The organism is Phytoactinopolyspora limicola, assembly GCF_011320225.1.
In the GTDB taxonomy this organism is placed as follows: Bacteria; Actinomycetota; Actinomycetes; order Jiangellales; family Jiangellaceae; genus Phytoactinopolyspora; species Phytoactinopolyspora limicola.
In genome coordinates this window covers 201,794-222,762 of record NZ_JAAOEN010000008.1, presented here as the reverse complement: position 1 = coordinate 222,762, position 20,969 = coordinate 201,794, and the positions used below count along the sequence as shown (strand labels likewise).

Below are 20,969 nucleotides of genomic sequence, written 5' to 3'. Positions count from 1 at the left end.
ATGCGCGATGGAGATCGCCAAGAACTTCCAGGTGGATGCCCCACCGGCGGACGTGTGGCCGGCACTCACCGATCTGTCCCGGGTCGCCCGGTGCCTGCCTGGTGCTGACCTGCGCGACATCGATGCCGACGGCGTGCACCACGGCACGGTGAGCGTCAAACTTGGTCCCGCAGCGCTGTCGTTCCAGGGGCGAGCCCACTTCGACCAGGTGAACCGGGCCGACGGGCGGCTCCGGGTCACGGCCTCCGGCAGCGAGCGGCAGGGCCGGGGCACCGTCCGCACCACCATCGCCGTGCAGATGACCGCCGCGGGTGCCGGCACCCAGGTCGACGTCGAGGCCGACCTAGAACTCTCCGGTCCGGTAGCCCAGTTCGGCCGCCGTGGCGGCATCCTGGAGGACGTCTCCGACCTCCTCATCGAGCAGTTCGTCGGTGAGCTGAAGCAGGAGATCCTGCACGGATCCCCGTCGGTCACCGGAGACCTCGGCAGCCCTGCCGACCCCGGCGACACCACCACCCAGCCGGAGCTCGCCGCGGCCGCCGCGAGCACCGCGCCCGCGCCGACACCTCAGGCGCGACCAACCACCCTGGATCAGGCAACCGGCTTGTGGGCCTATATCCCCACCCCCACACCATCAACAACGTCACCGGCCGCCGGCGATCCCGGCCTGGCCAGCCCGCCGGCGCCACCGTGGCCCCCGCCCGCCGCCGCAACGGCATCACCCACACCATCACCTCCGACGCAGCGGACCGGCTCGGCGCGGGCTTCCGCTCCGGCCCCCACACTGTCCGCGTTCCGGCTGGCCCGGGCGCTGGCCCGCCGCCGGATCCGGCGGCTCGGCGAACGGATCACCAACGGGCTGCGCCGGGTCACCCGCCGTCACCGAAAGGCAGGATCGTGACTTCTCCCTCGACCACTCACAGCGCTGCACCGGCCACGGAGCTGGAACCGGGGGTGCACATCCCCAGCGAACACGTCGATTCCGACAGTGGCCGGCTGCTCGGCGGCCACTGTGAGCATTGCCAGCTCAGCGCCTACCCGGCGCCACCGCGGTGCCCCAGCTGCCTCGGCCCGCTGGCCGCGCGGCCGCTGGCCGCCGAGGGAAAGCTGTACAGCTACGCCATGATTCACGCTGGTCCGCGCGGACGGCGGCTGCCTTACACCGTCGGATACGTCGACCTGCCCGACGGCACCCGCCTGTTCGCGCACGTGGCCGCGGACGACGACACCCACCTACGCACCGACATGCCGGTGCGGCTCTCCTTACACCCCGACGGTTCCGGCTACCGCGCTATCTGGACACCGTCCTGGCCATCCGCCCCAAACAAGGAGGTCGCCGATGCGTGACGTCGTGATCGTCGGCGCCGACATGACACCGTTCGGCAAACACCTCGACCGCAGCGTCGGCGCACTTGGTGCTGAGGCGGTCCTCGGCGCCCTGAAGGATGCCGGCGCGGAGCGGTCGCAGATTGACGCCGTGTACTCGGGTAACGTCACCGGTGGCATGCTCGTCGGCCAGCGTGCCGTCCGTGACCTCGGCCTCGGCGGCATTCCCGTGGTCAACATCGAGAACGCCTGCTCGTCGAGTGCGGCCGCACTACGCGAGGCGTACGTCGCGGTCGGCTCCGGGCTCCACAACACCGTCGTGGTTCTCGGTGTGGAGAAACTGACCGCCCTGGGTGGCGGCCCACTCCCACTGGACGACGCCGATCATGAGGTCGCCAACGGTCAGATGATGCCCGCCATCTACGCCATGCGGGCCCGTCGTTACCTGTCCGAGTACGGCCTATCCCCCACTGACCTCGCGGCCGTCGCGGTGAAGGCGCGCCGCCACGGCGCCCGCAACCCCTACGCCTACCTCCGCACCGAAACCACCGTCGACGACGTCCTCGCGTCCCGCCCGATCGCAACGCCGCTCACCCTCTTCCAATGCTGCCCGAGCGGCGACGGCGCGGCCGCGCTGGTGGTCACCGCGGCCGAACGCGCTCCCACCTTCGAGGCACCCGCCGTGCGGATCCGTGCGTCGGTGTTGCATTCCGGCGAATTCCGCACCGGGTTCCGCGACATGACCAGCCCGGACATCACTGTGCACAGCGCACAGGAAGCATACGAACAGGCCGGGATCGGACCCGACGACATCGACGTCATCGAACTCCACGACGCCTTCACCATCGCCGAGCTCCTCTACTACGAGGCCCTAGGGCTGGCTGAACGCGGCCGGGCCGCTGCGTTGTTGCACAGTGGCGCCACCACGTTCGGCGGCTCCACAGTGGTGAACCCCAGCGGCGGACTGCTGGCCAAGGGCCATCCCATCGGCGCCACCGGAGCGGCCCAAGCCGTGGAGATCGTCTGGCAGCTGCGCGACCAAGCCGAGCAGCGGCAGGTGGACGGCGCCCGACTGGGGTTGATTCATGCCACCGGCGGCGGCCTGTCCGGGGTCGATCACGGTGCGTGTGCCGTCCATATCCTGGAGGCGCCCCGCAAGCAGGTGGCTCGCGGATGAAACCCCCACCCTTCCACTACCACGATCCACGCACCGTGGAGGACACCCTCCATTTGCTGTCCGAGCTGGACGACGCCAAGGTGATCGCCGGCGGACAGTCCCTCATGCCGATGCTCAACATGCGGCTGGCCCAGCCTGGTCACCTGGTGGACATCAACCGGGTCGACGGCCTGGCCGGGATCGGCTGGTACGAACCCGAACAGGTGGTGCGCATCGGGGCGGCCACCCGGCAGCGGACCATAGAGAAGGATCCCGACCTCGCCCGGCGGTACCCGCTGCTGCCCGAGGCCATCAGCCACATCGGGCATTTCCAGACCCGCAACCGGGGCACCGTCGGGGGCAGCCTGGCCCACCTCGATGCGTCGGCCGAACTCGTCGCCGTGGCTTCAGCGGCCGAGGCCACCCTGTATGCGGCATCGACCCGGGCGGTCCGGGCTATCCCGATGGCCGACTTCCCTCGCGGACACCTGACCACCGACCTCACCTCCGACGAGTTGCTGGTCGCCATCGACGTCCCGCTGTGGCCGGACGGCCACGGTTACGCCTTCGAGGAGTTCGCCCGGCGGCACGGGGACTTCGCACTGGTGGCAGCAGCGGTTCTGCTGGAGCTCGACACCACCCACCGGTCCATCCGCCGCTGTCGGGTGTCGCTGGTAGGGCTGGGCCCGGCACCAATCCGGCTCACCAAGGCCGAGGAGCTACTCAACGGCGGAGTTGCCGATGACGACGCACTCCGCTCGGCCGCGGCGCTGGCCCGGAACCTCTCCGCCGTCGGAGACGACGCCGCGCCCGCCGAGTACCGGCTGGCCCTGGCCGAGACTCTGGTCCGCCGAGGGCTGCGCCGGGCCCTACGGAGGGCTACCCAGCCGACCACCCCGGAGGTGAACTGATGGCCACCACTCGACAGATCGACTGCACCGTCAACGGCGAACCCGTGACCGCCACGGTGGAGACCCGGCTGACTCTGGCCGACTTCCTGCGGGACCAGCTCACCTTGACCGGCACCCACCTAGGCTGTGAACACGGAGTGTGTGGCGCGTGTACGGTGCACGTCGACGGTGCGGCGGTCCGCGGCTGCCTCATGCTCGCCGTCCAGGTGGACGGCAGTGCGGTGCGCACCGTCGAAGGGCTCAGCGATGGCGACGCGCTCTCCCCGTTGCAGCAGGCGTTTCGGGAGAACCACGCCCTGCAGTGTGGCTTCTGCACACCAGGCGTTCTCATGAGTATGCAGTCTTTCCTCGACGAGCACACCAACCCGACGGCGAACGACGTCACCGAGGCACTCAGCGGGAACCTCTGCCGATGCACGGGGTACGCAGCCGTCGTCGCGGCCACGTTGCAGACAGCGCGGGACGGCGTCGAGCACCACGACCAATCCCCCACCTCCGGAGGCAACGGGTCATGAGTTACTTCGGCAACCGGGTACAACGACGCGAAGATCCGGCCCTGCTCACCGGCCACGGCAGGTTCATCGCCGATCACCAACCACCCGGCACCGTCCATGCCGCCTTCACCCGCTCGCCGCTGGCGCACGCCCGGATCCGGTCCGTCGACCTGTCCGCTGCCCGCGCGGTGCCGGGTGTTCTCGCCGTGTACACCCACGATGACCTACCGGGCCTGCCGAAGGGTGCCCGGCTCCCGTTGCACGTGCCCAATGCCGCCATCACCAAACCGCACACCCAGGCTCCCCTGGCTGACGGCGAGGTGTGTTTCGCCGGCGAGGCGGTGGCCGTCGTCGTCGCCGAGAACTCCTACGTGGCTGAGGACGCGGCCGCCCTGGTGGCCGTTGAGTACGACGACCTGCCGCCGGTCTCGGACATCGAATCCGCCCTCAACGGCGGCCACCCCAGCCATGCCGATGACGCCGACAACGTCGCCGCCCAGCTCACCGTGGGCTACGGAGATGTCGACACAGCCTTCGCCGAAGCCGCCCACGTCGTCCAGGCGACCCTGAAACCGCATCGCGGTGGTGGGCACGCGATGGAATGCCGTGGGGTTCTGGCGCAACCCGACGCGGACGGGCACAACCTCACCGTCCGTTCCGGCACCCAGGCTCCGCATCTGGTCAAACGGAGCATCATGGACGTGCTCGGGCTCAGCGGCGATCAGGTCCGCGTCATCGCCCCACCCGACGTCGGCGGTGGCTTCGGCCCCAAAGCCATCGTGTACCCGGAGGACATCATCGTCCCCGCGCTGGCCCGGGCGCTCGGCCGGCCGGTGAAGTGGATCGAAGACCGGCGCGAACATTTCCTCTGCACCACCCAGGAGCGCGATCAGATCTGGACCGTGGAGATGGCCCTCAACGGCGATGGGACTCTTCGCGGCCTACGCGGGACGATGGCCCACGACTCCGGCGCCTACCTGCCGTGGGGAGTGATCATGCCGTACATCTCGGCCACCACGACCCCGGGCCCCTACGTGCTACCCGCCTACCAACTCCACGTCACCTGCGTCCTGACCAACACCGTACCCACCACTCCGGTGCGTGGAGCCGGCCGCCCGCAGGCCGTGTTCGCCATCGAGCGGCTGCTGGATCAGGCCGCCGACCAGATCGGGCTCGATCGCGCCGACATCCGGCGACGGAACCTCATCCCGGCCGACCAGATGCCTTATGAGGTCGGGTTGACCTACCGCGACGGCAGCCCCGTGATCTACGACAGCGGCGACTACCCCGCCACCCTCGAGGCCGGGCTCGAACGGGCCGAGTACACGTCGTTCGCCGAACGGCAGCGGGCCGGCCGCGCCGAAGGGCGGCTGCTGGGTATCGGCATGGCGTTCTACGTGGAGGGCACCGGACTCGGGCCGTTTGAAGGGGCGGCGGTCCGGGTTCAGCAGGACGGCCGGATCGTCGTCCAGACCAGCGCGGCACCACAGGGTCAGTCCCACCAGACCGTCCTCGCCCAGCTCGCCGCCGACCAGCTCGGCGTCGACATCGACCAGGTCTCGGTGGTGACCGGTGACACCGCGACGATGCCGATCGGTATCGGCACGTTCGCCAGTCGGATCGCGGTGAACGCCGGCTCGTCGGTCCATGTCGCGGCCCGCGAGGTCCGACAGAAGATCGTCGACCTGGCCGCCGCGGTGCTGGAGGTGGACGCGAAGGATGTGGAGCTGGCCGACGGCGAGGTCCAGGTAGCCGGGGTCCCCGGCTCGGGCCGGACCTTCGGCGAACTCGCCCGGATTGCCCAAGGGATGCCGGGATTCTCCATGCCCGGTGGGACCGCACCAGGGCTGATGGCCGACTCCTACTTCAGCCCGAAGCGTTCCACCTACGCCCACGGCTTCCACGTCGCCGAGATTGAGATCGACCCGGAGACCGGCGCGGTAGACATCATCCACTACGTCGTCGTCCATGACTGCGGCAAGGTGATCAACCCGATGGTGGTGGACGGACAGGTGCAGGGCGGGCTGGCGCACGGCGTCGGCAACGCACTACTCGAGGTCATGCGCTACGACACCAGTGCGCAGCCAACCACCACCACGTTCGCCGACTACCTGTTGCCGGAGGCGGCCGACGTCCCCGTCGCCGACGTCGTCCATCTGGAGTCCCCCACCGACCTCAACCCGCTCGGCATCAAGGGGGCCGGCGAAGGCGGCACCATCCCGGCGGCCGCCGCGGTCATCGCCGCGATCGAGAACGCGGTGGCCGAGACCGGTGTGCGGATCAACCACCATCCGGTGACCCCCGCCGAAATACACCACATCCTGCACACCGCGGCACCGGCGGAGGTGTCCGCATGACGGCACCTCCACCACCCTTAACCGGGGTGCGGGTCCTCGACCTCACCACCTTCCTGTCCGGCCCGTACGCCACCCAGATCCTGGCCGACCTCGGCGCCGACGTCGTCAAAGTCGAACCACCCGCCGGCGACTCCAGCCGGGCCATCCCGCCACATTTCGTCGACCGGGACAGCGCCTACTACCTGGGGGTGAACCGCAACAAACGTAGTGTTGTGGCCAACCTCAAGACCCCGGACGGGGTTCAGTTGCTGGGTGAGCTGGCGCGGGTCGCGGATGTGGTCATCGAGAACTACCGCCCGGGTGTGCTTGCCCGGCTGGGGTTGACTTACCACGAGCTACGCCCCCACAACCCCGGCGTGGTGTGGTGTTCCATCAGCGGGTTCGGCCAAGACGGTCCATACCGCGACCGGCCCGCCTACGACATGATCGTGCAGGCCATGTCCGGTGGGATGAGCCTGACCGGGCTACCCGATGGTCCGCCGGTGCGGTCCGGGATTCCACTCGGTGACCTCGCGGCCGGCATGTACGCGGTGATCGGGATCGGTGCCGCCCTGCATCAGCGCGCGCAGACCGGTGTCGGCCGAGCCCTGGACATCTCTATGCTGGACTGCCAGATCTCGATGCTGTCCTATCAGGGGGCCTATCACCTCCTGGCCGGCGTCACCCCGGGACGGCAAGGCCGTGGACACGACTCGATTCCCACGTACCGGGCGTTTACCGCCGCCGACGGCGTCGATCTGGTGGTCACCGCCAACACCGACGGTATGTGGCGAGCGTTGTGCGGGGTGCTGGACCGCGCCGAACTCCTCGACGATCCCCGCTTCGCCGATGCCGCCGGACGGCAGGCCCACCGAGCCGAGCTTGAACCGCTCCTCGAGAAGAGCTTCACCACCCGACCGGCCGCCGAGTGGCTGGACCGCCTCCACGCCGCGGCGGTCCCAGCCGCCCCGGTCCACACGGTGCCCGAAGCACTGGCCGACCCGCACGTTCGACACCGCGACATGGTGGTCGACCTTCCCGCCGATGGTGACCTACCGGCCCTCCAGCTGCTCGGCAACCCGGTGAAGTTCACCGACGGCGGGCGGGAGGCCGCACCTGCTCGGCCGCCCCGGCTCGGTGAACACGCCGCCGAGGTGCTCCGGGACTGGTTAGGAACCGGGAACGTTGGGGAAGGTGAGGCGTCGTGACCGAACGATTCAGCCTGGACGGTCCGGACTCGGCCGTTGCCGAAGTGGTGCTCGACGGGCAGGCCCTCACCATCGCCGACATCACCGCACTCACCACTGCCATCTCCACCCTGCCGGCCGACATTGGCGCTGTGCTGGTGCGCTCGGCTGGGCCGGACTTCTGCCTGGGCCGGGCGACGGGCGACGGGCCACCGCCCCGGGAGCCCGCGCTGGTCCGCGAGACGATCTTGCAACCAATCCTCGACCTCTACGCCAGCATCGCCCAGGCCCCTTGCCCAGTGGTGGCGGCAGTGCGAGGGCACGCGAGGGGGTTAGGCTTCGCGCTGGCCAGCAGCTGCGACGCCATCATCGCCGCTGACGATGCTGTTTTCTCACTCCCGGAAATCCAGCACGGGTTCGCCCCGTTGCTCGCGTTGACACAGGTCACCCGGGTCGTGCCGGATCAGCTAGCGTTCCACCTAGCGGCCACCGGCGCGCCGATCACCGCCCAGGAGCTACACCACGGCGGGGCGCTGCCCGTCGTCGTCGCCGACGTCGATCTGGACGATCGGGCCCGCCGATACACCGGTGAACTCGCCGCCCGCCGCCCAGCGGTCGCCGCGGCGAAGGCATTCCTGGCCCGGCGCACCGCGGGTACCACCGCTGAGGACGCTGAGTACGCGGCCCGAGAGCTTGCGCTGGTTCTGGCCGCCCAGCCGTCACCGTCTGGCGATCCGGAGTAGCCGTGGCGGCCACGAATACCTTCAACGAACCGGCCCAGATCCGCCGGGTTCAGCTACGCGACCACGCAACCGTCGTCGCTGAATGGGGAACCGGCGACGGTCTTCCCACCGTGTTCATCCATGCTGCGCTACTCGACCACCAGATGTGGCAACCGACGGTATCCCACCTCCTCCGGCTCGACGCCGGACCGCCGGCCCCGATCTACGCCTACGATCTGCGCGGGCACGGCACGGCATCCGGCGCGGCACCGATCACCGGCGTAGATCAGCTCGCCGCCGATCTGGCCGACGTCATCGCGGCACTCGGCCACCCACAGGTCAACCTGGTGGGGGTCTCCTTCGGTGGCGCGGTCGCGCAGCGTTTCACCGTCGATTACCCGCACCACGTTCGGTCGCTGGCGCTGATCGCTACCGCGGCGTCGTTCCCACGCAGCCCGATGATGGCGCGGGCCGCATCGTTGACGGACCAGGACCGCGACCAAGTGGTGGCCACCACCCTGGACCGCTGGTTCGGCCCGGCCGCACAGCGCGCGCAGCCGGTGGTGGACTACGCCATGGACCACCTCAACGAGGTGAGCCCTGAGCACTGGGCGGCCACCTGGAGCGCGCTAGCCGGATTCGACATCGGTGCCGCGGCGGATGCCGTGTCGGTGCCGGTGCTTGCCGTCGCCGGTGGTGACGACGTGTCCACACCACCGACAGTGGTGCGCGAGCTGGCGGGCCTATACCGGCGGGCGTCGTACGTCGAGATCCCCGGCGCGGCGCACCTGGTTCCGCTGGTTCAGCCCGCCGCGCTGGCCCACCGCCTCATGGGGATTGTTGCGTGATCCACCGGCAGATGACGTCAACGACGTAGCTGCGCTCCGCCGCGTCGAGCGCGCGCCCGGCTGGGATGTCGTGCCAGCGCGCCAAGCAGGTACGGCAACAAGTCGCGGTGGCGTGTTGCGCGACGAAGACGGGGTGCCCGCGGTAAGGCGTCTGGCGCCCGTCGTTGCGCGGCTCTGCAGGGGCCAGCCGGCTAGCTATCAGATCTTCGGCGTGGCCGCGGACGGTGGTCATGCCCCGCAGCTCAACCAGCGCCCGCTCCCTGCCGGACAGCCGGAACTTGGCCCGGAAGGGTTGCTGGGCGATCCGCTCTAACCGGGTGGCCACCTCGTCCATCTTCATCACGGCTGCAGATGATCGATCGTGACGCCGTACTTGTCGGTCAGCCGCTGGGCGATCAGTGAACGATGACACGCCTCGGCCGCACGCTCGACGCAGAACAGCGCGGCGGTCCCGTCGCCTGGAAGTGCTGACACCACCGGGACGAAGTCAGCCCGGTCAAGGATCTCCGCGGTGTAGCGACGGGTGTACTCGGCCGCAAGGCGACGGCGGTACCGCTTGCCGATCCCTTGGCGCTCATCCTCGGCATACTGGAGCTGGCGCAGTTCGGTGGTTGGGGCGAGTCCCGGATGGTGCTGGTAGGCGATCCCAGCCCGGGCGAGTGCTTCCTGCAGCCGACGCGAGTTGGCCCATGCATACTCGGGCCCGCGAACCCCACGGCGCTGCCGGATGTCGAGCAGCAATCGGACACCACCGTGCCGCAATCGGGCCAGGAAGGACTCACCGTTGAAACCGTACACACCAATGGTCGCGACCCTATGTAGATCACCTGACTGTCGCTCACTCATCATGCGTCCAGCCTCCCAGCGAATCACGACACCCTGTGTCGGGTATTCCAGCAGAGTTCGGCAGCCAGCTCCGAGGCCCGGTGTTGCCACCCGGCAAGTACCTCAACGCGCGCGACAACCGAACGCCTGCCGTGCTTGGTGCGTTGAGCGCATGCGACGGTGGCTGGCCCGATCCCGTCCGACCGGGCCAGCCACCTTTCGCGGCACTCCCTGTTACTCGGCGCCAGTGCGCGACGAGATCTTCCGCCACGTAATGATCGCGAGTACGGCGCCCGCCCCGGCAGTGATCGCGGCGCCAACAAACGCGGCCGAGAACCCCTCGGTGAGCGCGTCGAAGTTGCCGAGTTCGCTTGCGCCCCGACTGGCGGCGAAGGTGGACCGGTGCCGGCCCTACGCCTGATCCACCGGATGATGCTCTGCCGAATAGCCCGCCTCTTCTATCGCCGCGATCACGGCTTCGGGCGCCACCGTCTGATCACCAGTCACGGCCAGCCGGCCCTCTCGCACGTCCACGGCCACCTGACTCACCCCAGCGATCGTGTTGACCGCCTGGGCAACCGATCGCTCGCAGTGCGAGCACGTCATGCCGGTCACGCTGTATTCGGTGCTTTCCATCGAGATCTCCTCCTGCTCGGAAGTGGTTGGGTAGTTCCCTATCTGGCACCGGTGTGTGCCAAGAAATGTGTCGGAGTCCTGGCTCTGTCCCTTGTTCTCCCCTCCTCCTCACGCCGGCTTCTCTTTCGTGCCGAACGGTCAGGATCGGTTCGACGAAGTGAAGCGCTGCAGACGCAGGCTGTTGGCCACGACGCTGACACTCGAGAACGCCATGGCCGCGCCGGCCAGCATCGGATTCAGCAACCCCGCCGCAGCGAGCGGAATAGCCGAGGTGTTATACGCGAACGCCCAGACCAGGTTGGTCTTGATAGTGCTCAGCGTCTTACGGGATAGCCGGATGGCGTCGGCCGCGGCCCGCAGGTCACCACGCACCAGCGTCAGGTCACTCGCCTCGATGGCGACGTCGGTCCCGGTGCCCATGGCCAGACCGAGGTCGGCCTGCGCCAGCGCAGCGGCGTCGTTGACTCCATCACCGACCATCGCAACGACCTTGCCATCCGCCTGCAGCTGCTTGACCACATCGACCTTGTCCTTCGGCAGGACCTCGGCGATCACCTCGTCGATCCCCACCTCGGCCGCGACCGTACGCGCGACGGTCTCGTTGTCACCGGTGAGCAGGATGGGCGTCAGGCCGAGCTCCCGGAGCTGCCCGATCGCTTCGGCACTCGTGGGTTTAACCGCGTCGGCAATCACCAAGATCGCCCGTGCGGCTCCGTCCCAGCCAACCGCCACGACGGTCTTGCCCTCCCGCTCCGCGACAGTCTTGGCCTCGGCCAGCGCTGGGCCGAGGGGCTGTGACCAGTCGGCGAGCAGGCTCTCCCGCCCGGCAACAACGGCGTGCCCGTCGACGACACCCTGAACCCCCAAACCTTCGACGTTGGCGAACGACTCCGCAGCCGGCAGCTCACCAATCGTCTGCCGCGCTCCCTTCGCGATGGCTTGTGCGATGGGGTGCTCGGAGGCGTCCTCCAGGGCTCCGGCCAGGCGCAGTACGTCGGTCTCGGCCACCCCCTCCGCCGCGACGACGTCTACGAGGGTCATCTGCCCGGTGGTGACCGTGCCCGTCTTGTCCAGCAAAACCGTGTCCACCTTGCGGGTTGATTCCAGAACCTCCGGTCCTTTGATCAACACCCCCATCTGCGCGCCACGGCCGGTACCAACTAGGAGGGCCAGCGGTGTGGCCAGCCCTAGGGCGCACGGGCAGGCGATGATCAGCACAGCTACCGCGGCGGTGAACGCGGCCGCGGCAGGGGCTCCGGAACCCAGCCAGAAACCGAGCGCCGCGAAAGCAACCGCGATGGCGATCGGCACGAAAACACCAGCGATCCGGTCCGCCAGCCGCTGTACCGCCGCCTTCCCCGTCTGCGCCTCTTCCACCAGCTTGGCCATCTGCGCCAGCTGTGTGTCGCCGCCCACCCTCGTCGCGCGGACAACGAGCCGGCCTCCGGCATTAACGGTGGCCCCTACGACCCGATCTCCTGCCGTCACCTCCACCGGCACGGACTCGCCGGTGAGCATGCTCTCGTCGACGGCCGAGGCGCCCTCGACGACGACGCCGTCGGTGGCGACCTTCTCACCAGGGCGAACCAGGAATACATCGTCCACCGCCAGTTGGTCGGCCGGGACGCGGACCTCGCGTCCATCGCGCAGGATCGAGACTTCCTTCGCACCGAGTTCTAGCAACGCACGCAGCGCCGCACCCGCTCGCCGCTTGGATCGCGCTTCGAAGTAGCGGCCCAACAGGATGAACGTGATCACCCCGGCGCCAACTTCGAGATAGATGTTCGACGAGCCGTCCACCCGCGCGATAGTGAGCTCGAATGGATGTGTCATACCCGGTTCGCCGGCTGTGCCGAGGAACAGCGCGTAAAGCGACCACAGTAAAGCTGCGCTGGTGCCCATGGAGATCAGCGTGTCCATGGTGGCGGTGCCATGCTTCAGGTTCGCCCACGCCGCGCGGTGGAACGGTAACCCTGCCCACACAATCACCGGAGCAGCCAGGGTCAGGCTCAGCCACTGCCAGTAGTCGATCTGAAGCGCGGGCGCCATCGCCATCGCGATCACGGGCACCGACAGCACCGCGCCGACGATCAGCCTGGTCCGCAACGACCGCAACTCACGGTTGTGCTCCTCGTCGCCCGAGGCGCGAGCACCGTCGCCGGCGTTCTCCCCATCCGGCGCTGCGGCCGGCTCCGACGGCAAACGTGCGTCGTAGCCCGCCTTCTCGACCACGGCGAGGAGCTCTTCTGGCGAGACCCCGCCCGAGTACTCCACCTTCGCCTTCTCGGTCGCGAAGTTGACCGACGCGGTGACACCATCGACCTTGTTCAGGCTCCGCTCGATCCGATTGGCGCACGACGCGCACGTCATCCCGCCGATCGAGATCTCCACCTGTGTCGGGGTGCTAGGGGCAGCGGCGCTTGTCTCAGCCGCGCCTCTAGCCGTACCTATCGTCACTATGCTGCTCCTTCTCGTGTATCAGTGCTCGGCCGGGCCGCGGGTGTCGTCGGAGCGCGTCTCACCAACGTCGTTGTGATCGCCCCGGGTATCCGACTGGTGATCACCGTCCCGTTCGGACCGGTCGATAGGGCTTCCGGTGACCGCACCGACCCCGTAGGTGGCGGCGAACGCCACCGCAAGAACACACAGGTAGCCACCGAGCTTGATCGATGCCCTCATCACGCACCTCTCCCGGCGGCGTGGCTCGTTCTCTTCATGGCGCTCCCTCCCACGATCGACTTCGCTTCTGCCGGGCCATAACCAATACCCCGTAGGGGTATATTCCAGCAATGGGAACTCCCACCAAAGCCGCCGTAGCGGTGCAGGTGGCCGGGATAGCCCCGGTAACGCAAGCGGAAGTAGGTCAGCTCGGCGGGAGTGAGGGGGACGTGCCGGGTGGTGCGCCCAAACAGAGCCGCCCAACGTCGCGCCCCAAGCGTTTGATCCGCTGACTCAGCTGGGACGGAACGATGGAAAGCCCCTCCCCGCGCTCAGGCCAGGTCTCGCGGCCAACCGCTCGCCTGATGGCGAGCTGATTGGTCGCGTAACCTCGGGCGCGTGTGCCCACACCTGGGCAAACAGACGACGAAGGTGTTCGTCAACTGTGAGGTGGCGGTTGTTGTGCCTGGTCATGACGGCGGGTATGTTTCTGCCGGCCATGTCTTCGCGACCGGTGTCCGGGCGGGGGTTGGTGGTCAGGCCGGGGTCTGGTGTTTCGGCGTGGCGCCCGGTCGGGATCCACCCACGGCGGCGGCAGAAACTCGGGATGCCCATCAGGACCCATCCGCACATCCCACCCGCCGTGGTGGATGACCCGGTGATGATGCCCGCACAACAGCACCATGTTGTCCATGTCGGTATCGCCACCATCAGCCCAATGCCGGATGTGGTGGCCATGACACCAGGCCGGCGGCCGCGTACACGTGGGAAAAGCACACCCCCGGTCACGGGTAACCAACGCGGTGTAGATACCGGCGGTGACGGTGCGTTCGGCGCGCCCGACCCGCAAAGGGACACCATGCGGATCAACCAGCACACTTGTGACATCGGCAGCACAGCAGAGCCGACGCAGCGTCTCCGTCGACACGGGATCACCCCAGGCCAGCTCACCAGGTGCCACACCGAAACGTGCCGCCCAGGTGTCTTCCAACCAACGCCGCGACCACGATCCGCATCCAGCGGCACCACCAGCAGCCGTCGGTTCGTCACCGCCAGGTGCCGCAGACCCGCTTGCGGCAGTGTCCTCGTCTCTGTGGGCGCCCATAAGGGCGGTCAGCTCAGCGAGCAACAACAGCTGGGGTCGATGACCGTGGCTGCTCGGTAGTGTCCCCGCCTGCAAGTGGCGGCGGCAGAGTTCGACGAGGGCATCGGCCAGGCGTTGCTCGCCAGCCCGGGTATCACGTTCGCCGTCGGCTGCGGGACTGGGCGCGGCGAGTGGATCCAGAGCGGTCCGGACCGTGGCGGCGTCTTCGCTGGACAACAACCCAGAGATGCGTACCGTGCCGTCGCCGTTGTCTACCAGCCGCAGACGACGCTTGCGATACGCGCGTTCCTCACGTTGTTCAAGGCTTTCGGTCGACAAGACATGCAGCAGGTGCGTCGCCAACCGTTGCAGCGTGCCCGGATCATACTCCCGAGCGAAAGCAGCAAGATCAGCCTCCGCATTGGCAGCATCCTCGCTGCTGACGTCGGTGGGCAGCTGAGCCATGGTCTTCGAGATGACGGTGGCATGATCAACCGACACCTGTCCGGCAGCCAGCGCCGCCGCGGTAGCCGGCATCGAACGGCCACCAGCCCCTACGCCGGGGTTGGCGGCATAATCCTCGGCCTCTGCCGGCGCCTTGAGCCGATGAGCGAGGTCCACCGAAGCCTTGGCCACCCCGGGGCGAATCCGAAGGACGTCGCGGATCCATGCCGTCGTGGACGAGGCACCCATGCGACGACCGACATCACGAGTATCCGCCTCGGCAAGAAGGCGCAGGAACAGCTCAGCCTGGCGGGCCGCAAGCGCATGACACCGGAGAAGAACCTCCAGCAGATCATCATCACTGACACTCCAAGCATCCACCTCGCCCGCCCGATCGAAAACAGCCTCAGCAGCGTCCAGCACCTCACCCACCGGGTGCGGCGAACGACCTGCCAAGGCATCATCTTCGAACATATATCCGACCCTACCGGCCGCCACCGACAACGTCGGCGACCAAACAACGTCTACCGGGCGCAAACCAACGTTAAACACTGATAAATCCCTACCTGCCAGCACTCACCGACATACCTGGCGGCGGAGAACGATGCCGATGAATCTCGACGTTCCGCGCTGTCTAAACAGTGACGCACAACTAGGACCGACCCGACGCGAACACCCCCAGGCAAGGAGCACACCCGATGGTCATCGTCGCAGGACACATCACCGTCGAACCTCACCAGCGCGACTCCTATCTCGCCGGCTGCGTCAGCATCGTCGAACAGGCCCGCCAGGCCGATGGGTGCCTCGATTTCGCCATCAGTGCCGACCTTCACGACGCCGGCCGCATCAACATTTACGAGCGCTGGGAATCCCGGGCCGCGGTCGAAGCATTCCGCGGCAGCGGCCCCAGCGACGACCAGAGCGCCGCGATGCTGTCGGCCTCGGTAGCCGAATACGACATCGCCAACACGCGGTCCTTGACCGGAGAACGCACAACATGACCGGGCATCGCGGATCCGCGTTACCCGGAAGCGAGAAGGTTGCAACCACGTTCTCGAGTCGACCTCGTGGCTCAGAATTGCGGATAGACCCCTCGGATCCGCCGCTATCCGCAACTCTGAGCCAGCAGGCTGACAGGACTCCGTGAGTCAGCGGTGCTCGCGGAGCAGGCCGACGATCTCTTCAGTCGGTCGCACATCACCGTAGCTGCGGTAGATGGTGTGCAATGTCGCGTTGTGGTCTTGGTCGCGTCTGGCAGCGCATGCGTCGGCCGCCAGGATGACGCGAAGTCCCTGGGTGCTGGCATCTCTGACGGTCGCTTCAACGCAGACGTTGGTGACTGCGCCGGCCACGACCAACGTGTCGACGTCCCGTGCGGCGAGCAGTTCCGGCAGCGGGCTACTGCCTGGAAAGTAGGCGCTGTATACGCTCTTCTCCACCGCGATGTCGTCCTCGGAGGGCGTCAGCTCGTTTAACAGCCGGGTCATGGGTTCGCCGGAACCGCCGGATCGCGCATAGAGTTCGGCGACCTCATCGCCGAAGAACGTTCGGTCTTTGGCAGTTGGCGTCGAGTAGCCCGGAACGACCCACGCGACCGTCCCTCCGGTCTCCCTGAACACATCGGCTAGCAGGTTCACACGCGGCACGATGCCGTGAACATACGGCAACTGTTCGGCGAAGAACGGGACGAGGTCGACGACCACCAGCGCGGCTCTCGCCGAATCGACGCGTTCGTAAGCGTGCCGCCGGCCACGTTGCTGCTCTTGGCGGTGATACTCGCGTTCTTCGATGAACCAGTTATGGATGGCCCGCTCGGGATGGATCGACATCCTCGCGAGCCTATCCTCGGGTTAGAGTCCGCCCAGCGGACTACCACGATGTGTTGCCGGTCAGGTTCTCTACCATGAGGACGTCGTCGAGCTGCTGCGCGGTGAGCTGTCCACCACGGAGCACCAGCTCGCGGACCGTCCCTTCTCCGGCGAGCGCGCGGCGCGCGATGATCGTTGCCGTGGCGTAGCCGATGTGCGGCGTGAGAGCGGTGACGACACCGACGCTGCTGTCCGTCATCGCGGCCAGGTGGTCCCGGTTGGCCTCGATGTCGTCGACACACAGGGTGCGCAGACTGTCGAGTCCACGCACCATCCAGTCGATGCCTTCCAAGAATTTGTGGGCGATGACCGGCTCGAAGGCATTGAGCTGGAGCTGGCCGGCCTCCGCCGCGACGGTGACGGTGACGTCGTTGCCGATGATGGCGAAGGCGATCTGGTTCACGCACTCCGGGATGACCGGATTCACCTTGCCGGGCATGATGCTGGAACCGGCCTGGCGGGCTGGCAGCCGCAGCTCACCGAGGCCGGTCTGGGGACCCGACGAGAGCAGGCGCAGGTCGTTGCAGATCTTGGATACTTTGATCGCCGTTCGCTTCAGGGTCGCCGACACCTGGACGAAGCAGCCCACGTCGGAGGTCGCTTCGATGAGGTCGACCGCGGACACGATCGGCGGTCGAGTGCGCCGGAGCACACGTCCTGGGCCGCTTGGTCGATCACCTCGGCGACGTCGTCATCGAGCAGGCCCAGCTAGACGTCGCCGCTGATGACCCGCTCGCCGAGGAAGTCGCGCTCGTGCCGCGGCTGGGCGCCACCCGCCGTGGTCACGCTCCGCCTCCGCGTCGATTGGCCAGGTCGATCGCGGTCCATGCCAGCGCGGTGGCGGCGTCCCGGATCGCCCGCTCGGCGTCGACTCCGACGCAGTGGTCGGCGAATTCGGGCTGGTGGTTCAACGCTGGCAGGGAGTTGACGCCGACGTACGGGTGGATCGCCGGCACCACCTGCGAGACGTTGCCCATGTCGGTGGAGGCACGATTCATCCGCGCGGCGGTGCCTCCCGCCGCGAACACCCGGCCCAGCTCCTCGGCGTTGCGGCGATACGCCGTCAGGGCAGCGTCGTCGGCCCGGAACTCGGCGTAGGGTTTACTCTCCGGCACCACCGAGAGTTCGCATCCGGTGGCGAGAGCGCCGGCCTCGAAACAACGCCATACCCGTTCCTCGGTCTCGGCCAGCTCGTGCATGGACTCCGCGCGTACGTACCACCGGCCCTCGGTCAGCTCCGGGATGGCGTTCGGGGCCGCACCGCCGTTGGTCACCACGCCGTGTACCCGGACACTGGGCGGAAGCTGCTGACGGAGCAGGCCAACCGCTACCTGGGCGATGGTGAACGCGTCGGCGGCGTTGACACCATGCTCCGGGTAGGCCGCGGCGTGTGCCGCTTTGCCCCGGTAGGAGACGTGGGAATGGGACACCGCGAATGGCCGCGCCTCAGCGACGTCGACCGGCGCCGGATGAGCCATCATGGCCAAGTCGAGGCCGTGGAACGCACCGCGATCCAGCATCTCGATCTTGCCGCCGCCGCCCTCCTCGGCGGGGGTGCCGTAGACCTCGACGGTGATGCCCAGCTCGTCGGCCAGCGGCGCGAGAGCGAGAGCTGCCCCCACCGAGATGGCGGCGATCACGTTGTGCCCGCACGCGTGGCCCAGGCCGGGCAACGCGTCGTACTCGGCACATAACCCGACGCGGAACGGTCCCGTCCCATACGTCGCGTGGAGGGCGGTATCCAACCCGAGATAGCCGGCGGCGACGTCGAACCCATGGCCGGCCAGCACCTCGCCGACCCATCGCGCCGCCCGGTGTTCTTCCCAGGCCGTCTCGGGATGGGCGTGCAGCTGTTCGGAGAGCCGGACCAGCTGATCGTGGACGGTGGTCACCTTGGCGGCGGCATGGTCCTTCGCGGCCATCATTGGTCCCCGGGGACGCCGTACGACGGCGCGTCCCCCGGGCACAGACCGCGGGTGACGTAATCGTCGCGTTGCGGCAGCCACAGTTGCACCAACCGGCGAAGCTCAGCCACCGGCTCGTCGTGCCAGTCGACGCGTAGGTCTGTCTCCCGCCATGGCACCTCACGGACCACGGCCAGGCCCGCCGAACGCAGCGGTCCCTCCTCTCCACCGGCGGCGACACCCGCCTCGAGGGCGGCAAGGAGGCGGACCTCCAGGTCCCCAGCGGCCTGCTCGAAAGCCCCGGCGACCGCGTCGACCACGGTCGAAGCCGCCAGCAAGTTGCCCGCGACGACGACGGACCGTCCCCGCCGTTCGCCGACCACGCCGAGGGCATGGCGACCGGAGTAGATCGCCCCCGCACCGGTGCGGTCGAGCACCGTCAGCTGGCGGTACTCGATGTCCGCCGTGGACGCCGTCACCTCAGCCATCGCCCGCTCCGGGGAGCAACCCCGCTCTAACGCGTCCAGCAGCAAGGTGCCGAGCCGGGGGTCGGTGACATTCTGGGAGGCGGCACCACCAACCCCGGAGCGCAGGTGTACGCAGCGTGCCGCCACGGCGGGGCTCGACGACGACACCGCCATCCCGACGCCACCGCGGCCATCGGTCCCCAACACCGAAAAGGTCACCGTTCCTCCTCCGGGATCACTGCGATCGCATCGACCTCGACCAGCCACTCCGGCCGAGCCAGCGCGGAGACGACCAGCCCGGTGGAGATCGGGTGTACACCCCGGGTCCACCGGCCGATGGTGCGATAGACGGGTTCTCGAAAACGTGGATCGACCAGGTAGATCGTCAGCTTGACCAGGTGCTCCATCCGGGCGCCGGCTTCGGTCAGCAACATGTCGATGTTCGCCATCGCCCGTTCCGCCTGAGCCTCGACGTCGCCGACACCAACCGATTCGCTGGTGTCGAGGTCTTGCCCGATCTGGCCGCGAATGTAGACGGTGTTGCCGGCCACCACCGCTTGGCACAGGTCGTTGTCGAGGTTCTGCTCAGGGTAGGTGTCGCGGGTGTTGAATGGGCGGATCCGGACGTGGCCGCCGGCGCGGATAGGTGTGTTCATATCGCCGCCCCCGACGTGTCGGCTCCGTAGGCCAGGTAGCCCTGCTGGGTGACGATGTGGTCGGCCACGTACTTGGCGTCGTGCCAGACCCCCCAGATGAAGCTCGATCCGCGCCGGGACAGCCACGGCAAACCCAGGAAATACACGCCGGGTTCGGCTGACACGCCACGCCGGTGCTTCGGCTGGCCGTTCTCGTCGAACGCATCGACGTGCAGCCAGCCGTAGTCGGTGGCGAACCCCGTCGCCCAGACAATGGAGGTAACGCCCGCGTCGGCCAGGTCGAGTTCGAGCAGCGGGTCGCGCACGCACTGCGGGTCCGGGCCAACGATGCGGGCCCGCGGTTCCTCCGGAAGGTCGAGACCGTTGCGGGCGACATAGGCGTCGGCTTCGTCGAGCAGCCTCAGGTAGCTGGCGTCGCCGCCGGTGATGTTCTCCCCCAGATCCGGTGCGAACCGAAGTCTTCCACCGTCGAACGACGTGGTCATCCCGACGAGGTGGATGCCGTCGCCGGCCAGGGCACGGAAGTCGACGGTGTGACCGCCGCGTGCGCCGCTGACCGCGATGGTGACGTGCTCCGCGCCCTGAGGAGGAGTGTCCGCGTCCCATTTCCCGAGGACGCCGAGCCACCAGCAGAAGTCGCGGCCGCGATAGCGGCGTGGTGGCCGGTCGTGTGGACCGACCGACAGGTACACGCGCCGTCCCGACCTGCGAAGATCGTCGGCGATCTGCACCCCGGACGATCCCGCGCCGACCACCAGGACGGCCCCCTCGGGCAGCTGTGCCGGGTTCCGGTAGGCGCTGGAGTGGATCTGCACCGGCCCCGCGTCCGGCGGCACGATCGGTGGGATGACGGGCCGCTGGAACGGCCCGGTCGCGGCGACGACGAAGCGGGTGTTGAGCGATCCGGCCGAGCTCTGCACCCAGAACCCTGGCGCGCCGGTGTTCCGTCGTACCGCCGTCACCTCGACACCACACCGGACCGGTGCGCCGATCTTCTCCGCATACGCGACGAAGTAGTCCGCGACCTGCTCTTTGGACGCGAAGGCGTCCGGCTCGACGTCGACGAATTCGAGGCTCGGAAAACGGTCGTGCCAGGCGGGCCCGTTCGCAACCAAGGTGTCCCACCGCTGCGAACGCCAGCGTTCGGCGATGCGGTGCCGCTCGAGGACGAGGTGGGTGATACCTCGCTCGCTGAGATGTTCACTCATGGCCAGGCCGGCTTGGCCCCCGCCGACGACGAGGACGTCGACGTCGTGGCCAGAGCGTTCGCCGTCCACGTCGTCCGCCCCACCGGGCTCGGGTTCGGTGCTGGTCAACTCGGCCTCCTCACTCGTCTCAATCGAACGGAACCAGTCCAACGCGAGCCCAAGGCATGTGTCCAACAGATGTTTCCGGCGCAAGGCATCTGATACGTTGATGCACCTGCTGTGACCGATGTCCGCCGTCC

At 68.1% G+C, this 20,969-nt stretch carries 21 protein-coding genes and 1 pseudogene; 10 read left to right on the top strand and 12 right to left on the bottom strand.

Features of this window, described 5'->3' with window-relative positions; all coding sequences use genetic code 11:
- Positions 1-7 precede the first annotated feature (7 nt).
- From G8760_RS19260 to G8760_RS19220, 9 genes are read left to right on the top strand one after another with little or no spacing between them, the layout of a single operon-like run.
- On the top strand, positions 8-901 hold the full coding sequence (locus tag G8760_RS19260; protein ID WP_166354125.1) for an SRPBCC family protein: 894 nt from the start codon (positions 8-10) through the stop codon (positions 899-901).
- The gene (locus G8760_RS19255; RefSeq protein ID WP_166354123.1) at positions 898-1,347 is read left to right on the top strand and encodes a Zn-ribbon domain-containing OB-fold protein; all 450 of its coding nucleotides are present in this window, start codon (positions 898-900) and stop codon (positions 1,345-1,347) included. The genes G8760_RS19260 and G8760_RS19255 overlap by 4 nt, the downstream gene beginning before the upstream one ends.
- Positions 1,340-2,503: a thiolase family protein gene (locus tag G8760_RS19250; RefSeq protein WP_166354121.1), complete on the top strand. Its 1,164-nt coding sequence runs from the start codon at positions 1,340-1,342 to the stop codon at positions 2,501-2,503. The genes G8760_RS19255 and G8760_RS19250 overlap by 8 nt, the downstream gene beginning before the upstream one ends.
- Positions 2,500-3,393, top strand: coding sequence for an FAD binding domain-containing protein (locus G8760_RS19245; RefSeq protein WP_166354119.1), 894 nt, complete (start codon positions 2,500-2,502; stop codon positions 3,391-3,393). The genes G8760_RS19250 and G8760_RS19245 overlap by 4 nt, the downstream gene beginning before the upstream one ends.
- Positions 3,393-3,908, top strand: coding sequence for a (2Fe-2S)-binding protein (locus G8760_RS19240; protein WP_166354117.1), 516 nt, complete (start codon positions 3,393-3,395; stop codon positions 3,906-3,908). Before G8760_RS19245 ends, G8760_RS19240 begins: the two co-directional genes overlap by 1 nt.
- Complete coding sequence (locus G8760_RS19235) at positions 3,905-6,244, top strand: xanthine dehydrogenase family protein molybdopterin-binding subunit (RefSeq protein ID WP_166354115.1); 2,340 nt, start codon at positions 3,905-3,907, stop codon at positions 6,242-6,244. Before G8760_RS19240 ends, G8760_RS19235 begins: the two co-directional genes overlap by 4 nt.
- Entirely contained in the window at positions 6,241-7,431 is a 1,191-nt protein-coding gene (locus tag G8760_RS19230) for a CaiB/BaiF CoA transferase family protein (protein WP_166354113.1), read from the top strand. Before G8760_RS19235 ends, G8760_RS19230 begins: the two co-directional genes overlap by 4 nt.
- Entirely contained in the window at positions 7,428-8,153 is a 726-nt protein-coding gene (locus G8760_RS19225; protein WP_166354111.1) for an enoyl-CoA hydratase/isomerase family protein, read from the top strand. The genes G8760_RS19230 and G8760_RS19225 overlap by 4 nt, the downstream gene beginning before the upstream one ends.
- A 2-nt stretch (positions 8,154-8,155) precedes the next feature.
- Positions 8,156-8,980 carry an alpha/beta fold hydrolase gene (locus G8760_RS19220; protein ID WP_166354109.1) on the top strand — a complete coding sequence of 275 codons (825 nt, stop codon included), beginning with the start codon at positions 8,156-8,158 and terminating at the stop codon, positions 8,978-8,980.
- Here the strand turns inward: G8760_RS19220 and G8760_RS19215 are convergent.
- The 6 genes from G8760_RS19215 to G8760_RS19190 all read right to left on the bottom strand — a co-directional run bounded on the left by G8760_RS19215 (position 8,961) and on the right by G8760_RS19190 (position 15,101).
- The gene (locus G8760_RS19215) at positions 8,961-9,314 is read right to left on the bottom strand and encodes a DUF4186 family protein (RefSeq protein ID WP_166354216.1); all 354 of its coding nucleotides are present in this window, start codon (positions 9,312-9,314) and stop codon (positions 8,961-8,963) included. The two genes, G8760_RS19220 and G8760_RS19215, sit on opposite strands and share 20 nt — an antisense overlap.
- Before the next feature lie 5 nt (positions 9,315-9,319).
- Positions 9,320-9,826 (bottom strand): DUF488 domain-containing protein, encoded by a 507-nt coding sequence (locus G8760_RS19210; RefSeq protein WP_166354107.1) that lies wholly within the window; start codon positions 9,824-9,826, stop codon positions 9,320-9,322.
- Between the two features lie 390 nt (positions 9,827-10,216).
- Positions 10,217-10,441: a heavy-metal-associated domain-containing protein gene (locus tag G8760_RS19205; protein ID WP_166354105.1), complete on the bottom strand. Its 225-nt coding sequence runs from the start codon at positions 10,439-10,441 to the stop codon at positions 10,217-10,219.
- 138 nt (positions 10,442-10,579) lie between these two features.
- Positions 10,580-12,811, bottom strand: coding sequence for a heavy metal translocating P-type ATPase (locus G8760_RS19200; protein WP_166354214.1), 2,232 nt, complete (start codon positions 12,809-12,811; stop codon positions 10,580-10,582).
- Positions 12,812-12,919: 108 nt separating this feature from the next.
- Positions 12,920-13,120: a hypothetical protein gene (locus G8760_RS19195; protein WP_166354103.1), complete on the bottom strand. Its 201-nt coding sequence runs from the start codon at positions 13,118-13,120 to the stop codon at positions 12,920-12,922.
- Between the two features lie 418 nt (positions 13,121-13,538).
- A complete protein-coding gene (locus G8760_RS19190) occupies positions 13,539-15,101 on the bottom strand; it encodes an HNH endonuclease signature motif containing protein (protein WP_166354101.1) in 1,563 nt (520 codons plus the stop codon).
- A 224-nt stretch (positions 15,102-15,325) separates the two neighbouring features.
- Between G8760_RS19190 and G8760_RS19185 the strand changes: the two genes are divergently transcribed.
- Complete coding sequence (locus tag G8760_RS19185; RefSeq protein ID WP_166354099.1) at positions 15,326-15,628, top strand: putative quinol monooxygenase; 303 nt, start codon at positions 15,326-15,328, stop codon at positions 15,626-15,628.
- Between the two features lie 147 nt (positions 15,629-15,775).
- Here the strand turns inward: G8760_RS19185 and G8760_RS19180 are convergent, their stop codons facing one another.
- From G8760_RS19180 to G8760_RS19155, 6 genes and pseudogenes are all read right to left on the bottom strand, one after another.
- Positions 15,776-16,456 (bottom strand): cysteine hydrolase family protein, encoded by a 681-nt coding sequence (locus G8760_RS19180; protein WP_207782510.1) that lies wholly within the window; start codon positions 16,454-16,456, stop codon positions 15,776-15,778.
- Between the two features lie 40 nt (positions 16,457-16,496).
- Positions 16,497-17,123: pseudogene (locus G8760_RS19175) on the bottom strand (lyase family protein); the annotation flags it as partial.
- Positions 17,124-17,277: 154 nt separating this feature from the next.
- The gene (locus G8760_RS19170) at positions 17,278-18,420 is read right to left on the bottom strand and encodes an amidohydrolase (protein ID WP_166354095.1); all 1,143 of its coding nucleotides are present in this window, start codon (positions 18,418-18,420) and stop codon (positions 17,278-17,280) included.
- The gene (locus G8760_RS19165; protein WP_166354093.1) at positions 18,417-19,085 is read right to left on the bottom strand and encodes a DUF1028 domain-containing protein; all 669 of its coding nucleotides are present in this window, start codon (positions 19,083-19,085) and stop codon (positions 18,417-18,419) included. Before G8760_RS19165 ends, G8760_RS19170 begins: the two co-directional genes overlap by 4 nt.
- Positions 19,082-19,522 (bottom strand): RidA family protein, encoded by a 441-nt coding sequence (locus G8760_RS19160; RefSeq protein ID WP_166354091.1) that lies wholly within the window; start codon positions 19,520-19,522, stop codon positions 19,082-19,084. The genes G8760_RS19165 and G8760_RS19160 overlap by 4 nt, the downstream gene beginning before the upstream one ends.
- Entirely contained in the window at positions 19,519-20,799 is a 1,281-nt protein-coding gene (locus G8760_RS19155; protein WP_343074427.1) for a flavin-containing monooxygenase, read from the bottom strand. The genes G8760_RS19160 and G8760_RS19155 overlap by 4 nt, the downstream gene beginning before the upstream one ends.
- Positions 20,800-20,969 lie beyond the last annotated feature (170 nt).

Coding starts and splice junctions, on each gene's coding strand:
- G8760_RS19200 (WP_166354214.1), bottom strand. CDS start 12,811: ATGACGTGCGCGTCGTGCGCCAATCGGATCGAGCGGAGCCTGAACAAG.
- G8760_RS19180 (WP_207782510.1), bottom strand. CDS start 16,456: ATGTCGATCCATCCCGAGCGGGCCATCCATAACTGGTTCATCGAAGAA.
- G8760_RS19195 (WP_166354103.1), bottom strand. CDS start 13,120: ATGAGGGCATCGATCAAGCTCGGTGGCTACCTGTGTGTTCTTGCGGTG.
- G8760_RS19240 (WP_166354117.1), top strand. CDS start 3,393: ATGGCCACCACTCGACAGATCGACTGCACCGTCAACGGCGAACCCGTG.
- G8760_RS19205 (WP_166354105.1), bottom strand. CDS start 10,441: ATGGAAAGCACCGAATACAGCGTGACCGGCATGACGTGCTCGCACTGC.
- G8760_RS19210 (WP_166354107.1), bottom strand. CDS start 9,826: ATGAGTGAGCGACAGTCAGGTGATCTACATAGGGTCGCGACCATTGGT.
- G8760_RS19245 (WP_166354119.1), top strand. CDS start 2,500: ATGAAACCCCCACCCTTCCACTACCACGATCCACGCACCGTGGAGGAC.
- G8760_RS19185 (WP_166354099.1), top strand. CDS start 15,326: ATGGTCATCGTCGCAGGACACATCACCGTCGAACCTCACCAGCGCGAC.
- G8760_RS19215 (WP_166354216.1), bottom strand. CDS start 9,314: ATGGACGAGGTGGCCACCCGGTTAGAGCGGATCGCCCAGCAACCCTTC.
- G8760_RS19235 (WP_166354115.1), top strand. CDS start 3,905: ATGAGTTACTTCGGCAACCGGGTACAACGACGCGAAGATCCGGCCCTG.
- G8760_RS19250 (WP_166354121.1), top strand. CDS start 1,340: ATGCGTGACGTCGTGATCGTCGGCGCCGACATGACACCGTTCGGCAAA.
- G8760_RS19260 (WP_166354125.1), top strand. CDS start 8: ATGGAGATCGCCAAGAACTTCCAGGTGGATGCCCCACCGGCGGACGTG.
- G8760_RS19160 (WP_166354091.1), bottom strand. CDS start 19,522: ATGAACACACCTATCCGCGCCGGCGGCCACGTCCGGATCCGCCCATTC.
- G8760_RS19170 (WP_166354095.1), bottom strand. CDS start 18,420: ATGATGGCCGCGAAGGACCATGCCGCCGCCAAGGTGACCACCGTCCAC.
- G8760_RS19230 (WP_166354113.1), top strand. CDS start 6,241: ATGACGGCACCTCCACCACCCTTAACCGGGGTGCGGGTCCTCGACCTC.
- G8760_RS19190 (WP_166354101.1), bottom strand. CDS start 15,101: ATGTTCGAAGATGATGCCTTGGCAGGTCGTTCGCCGCACCCGGTGGGT.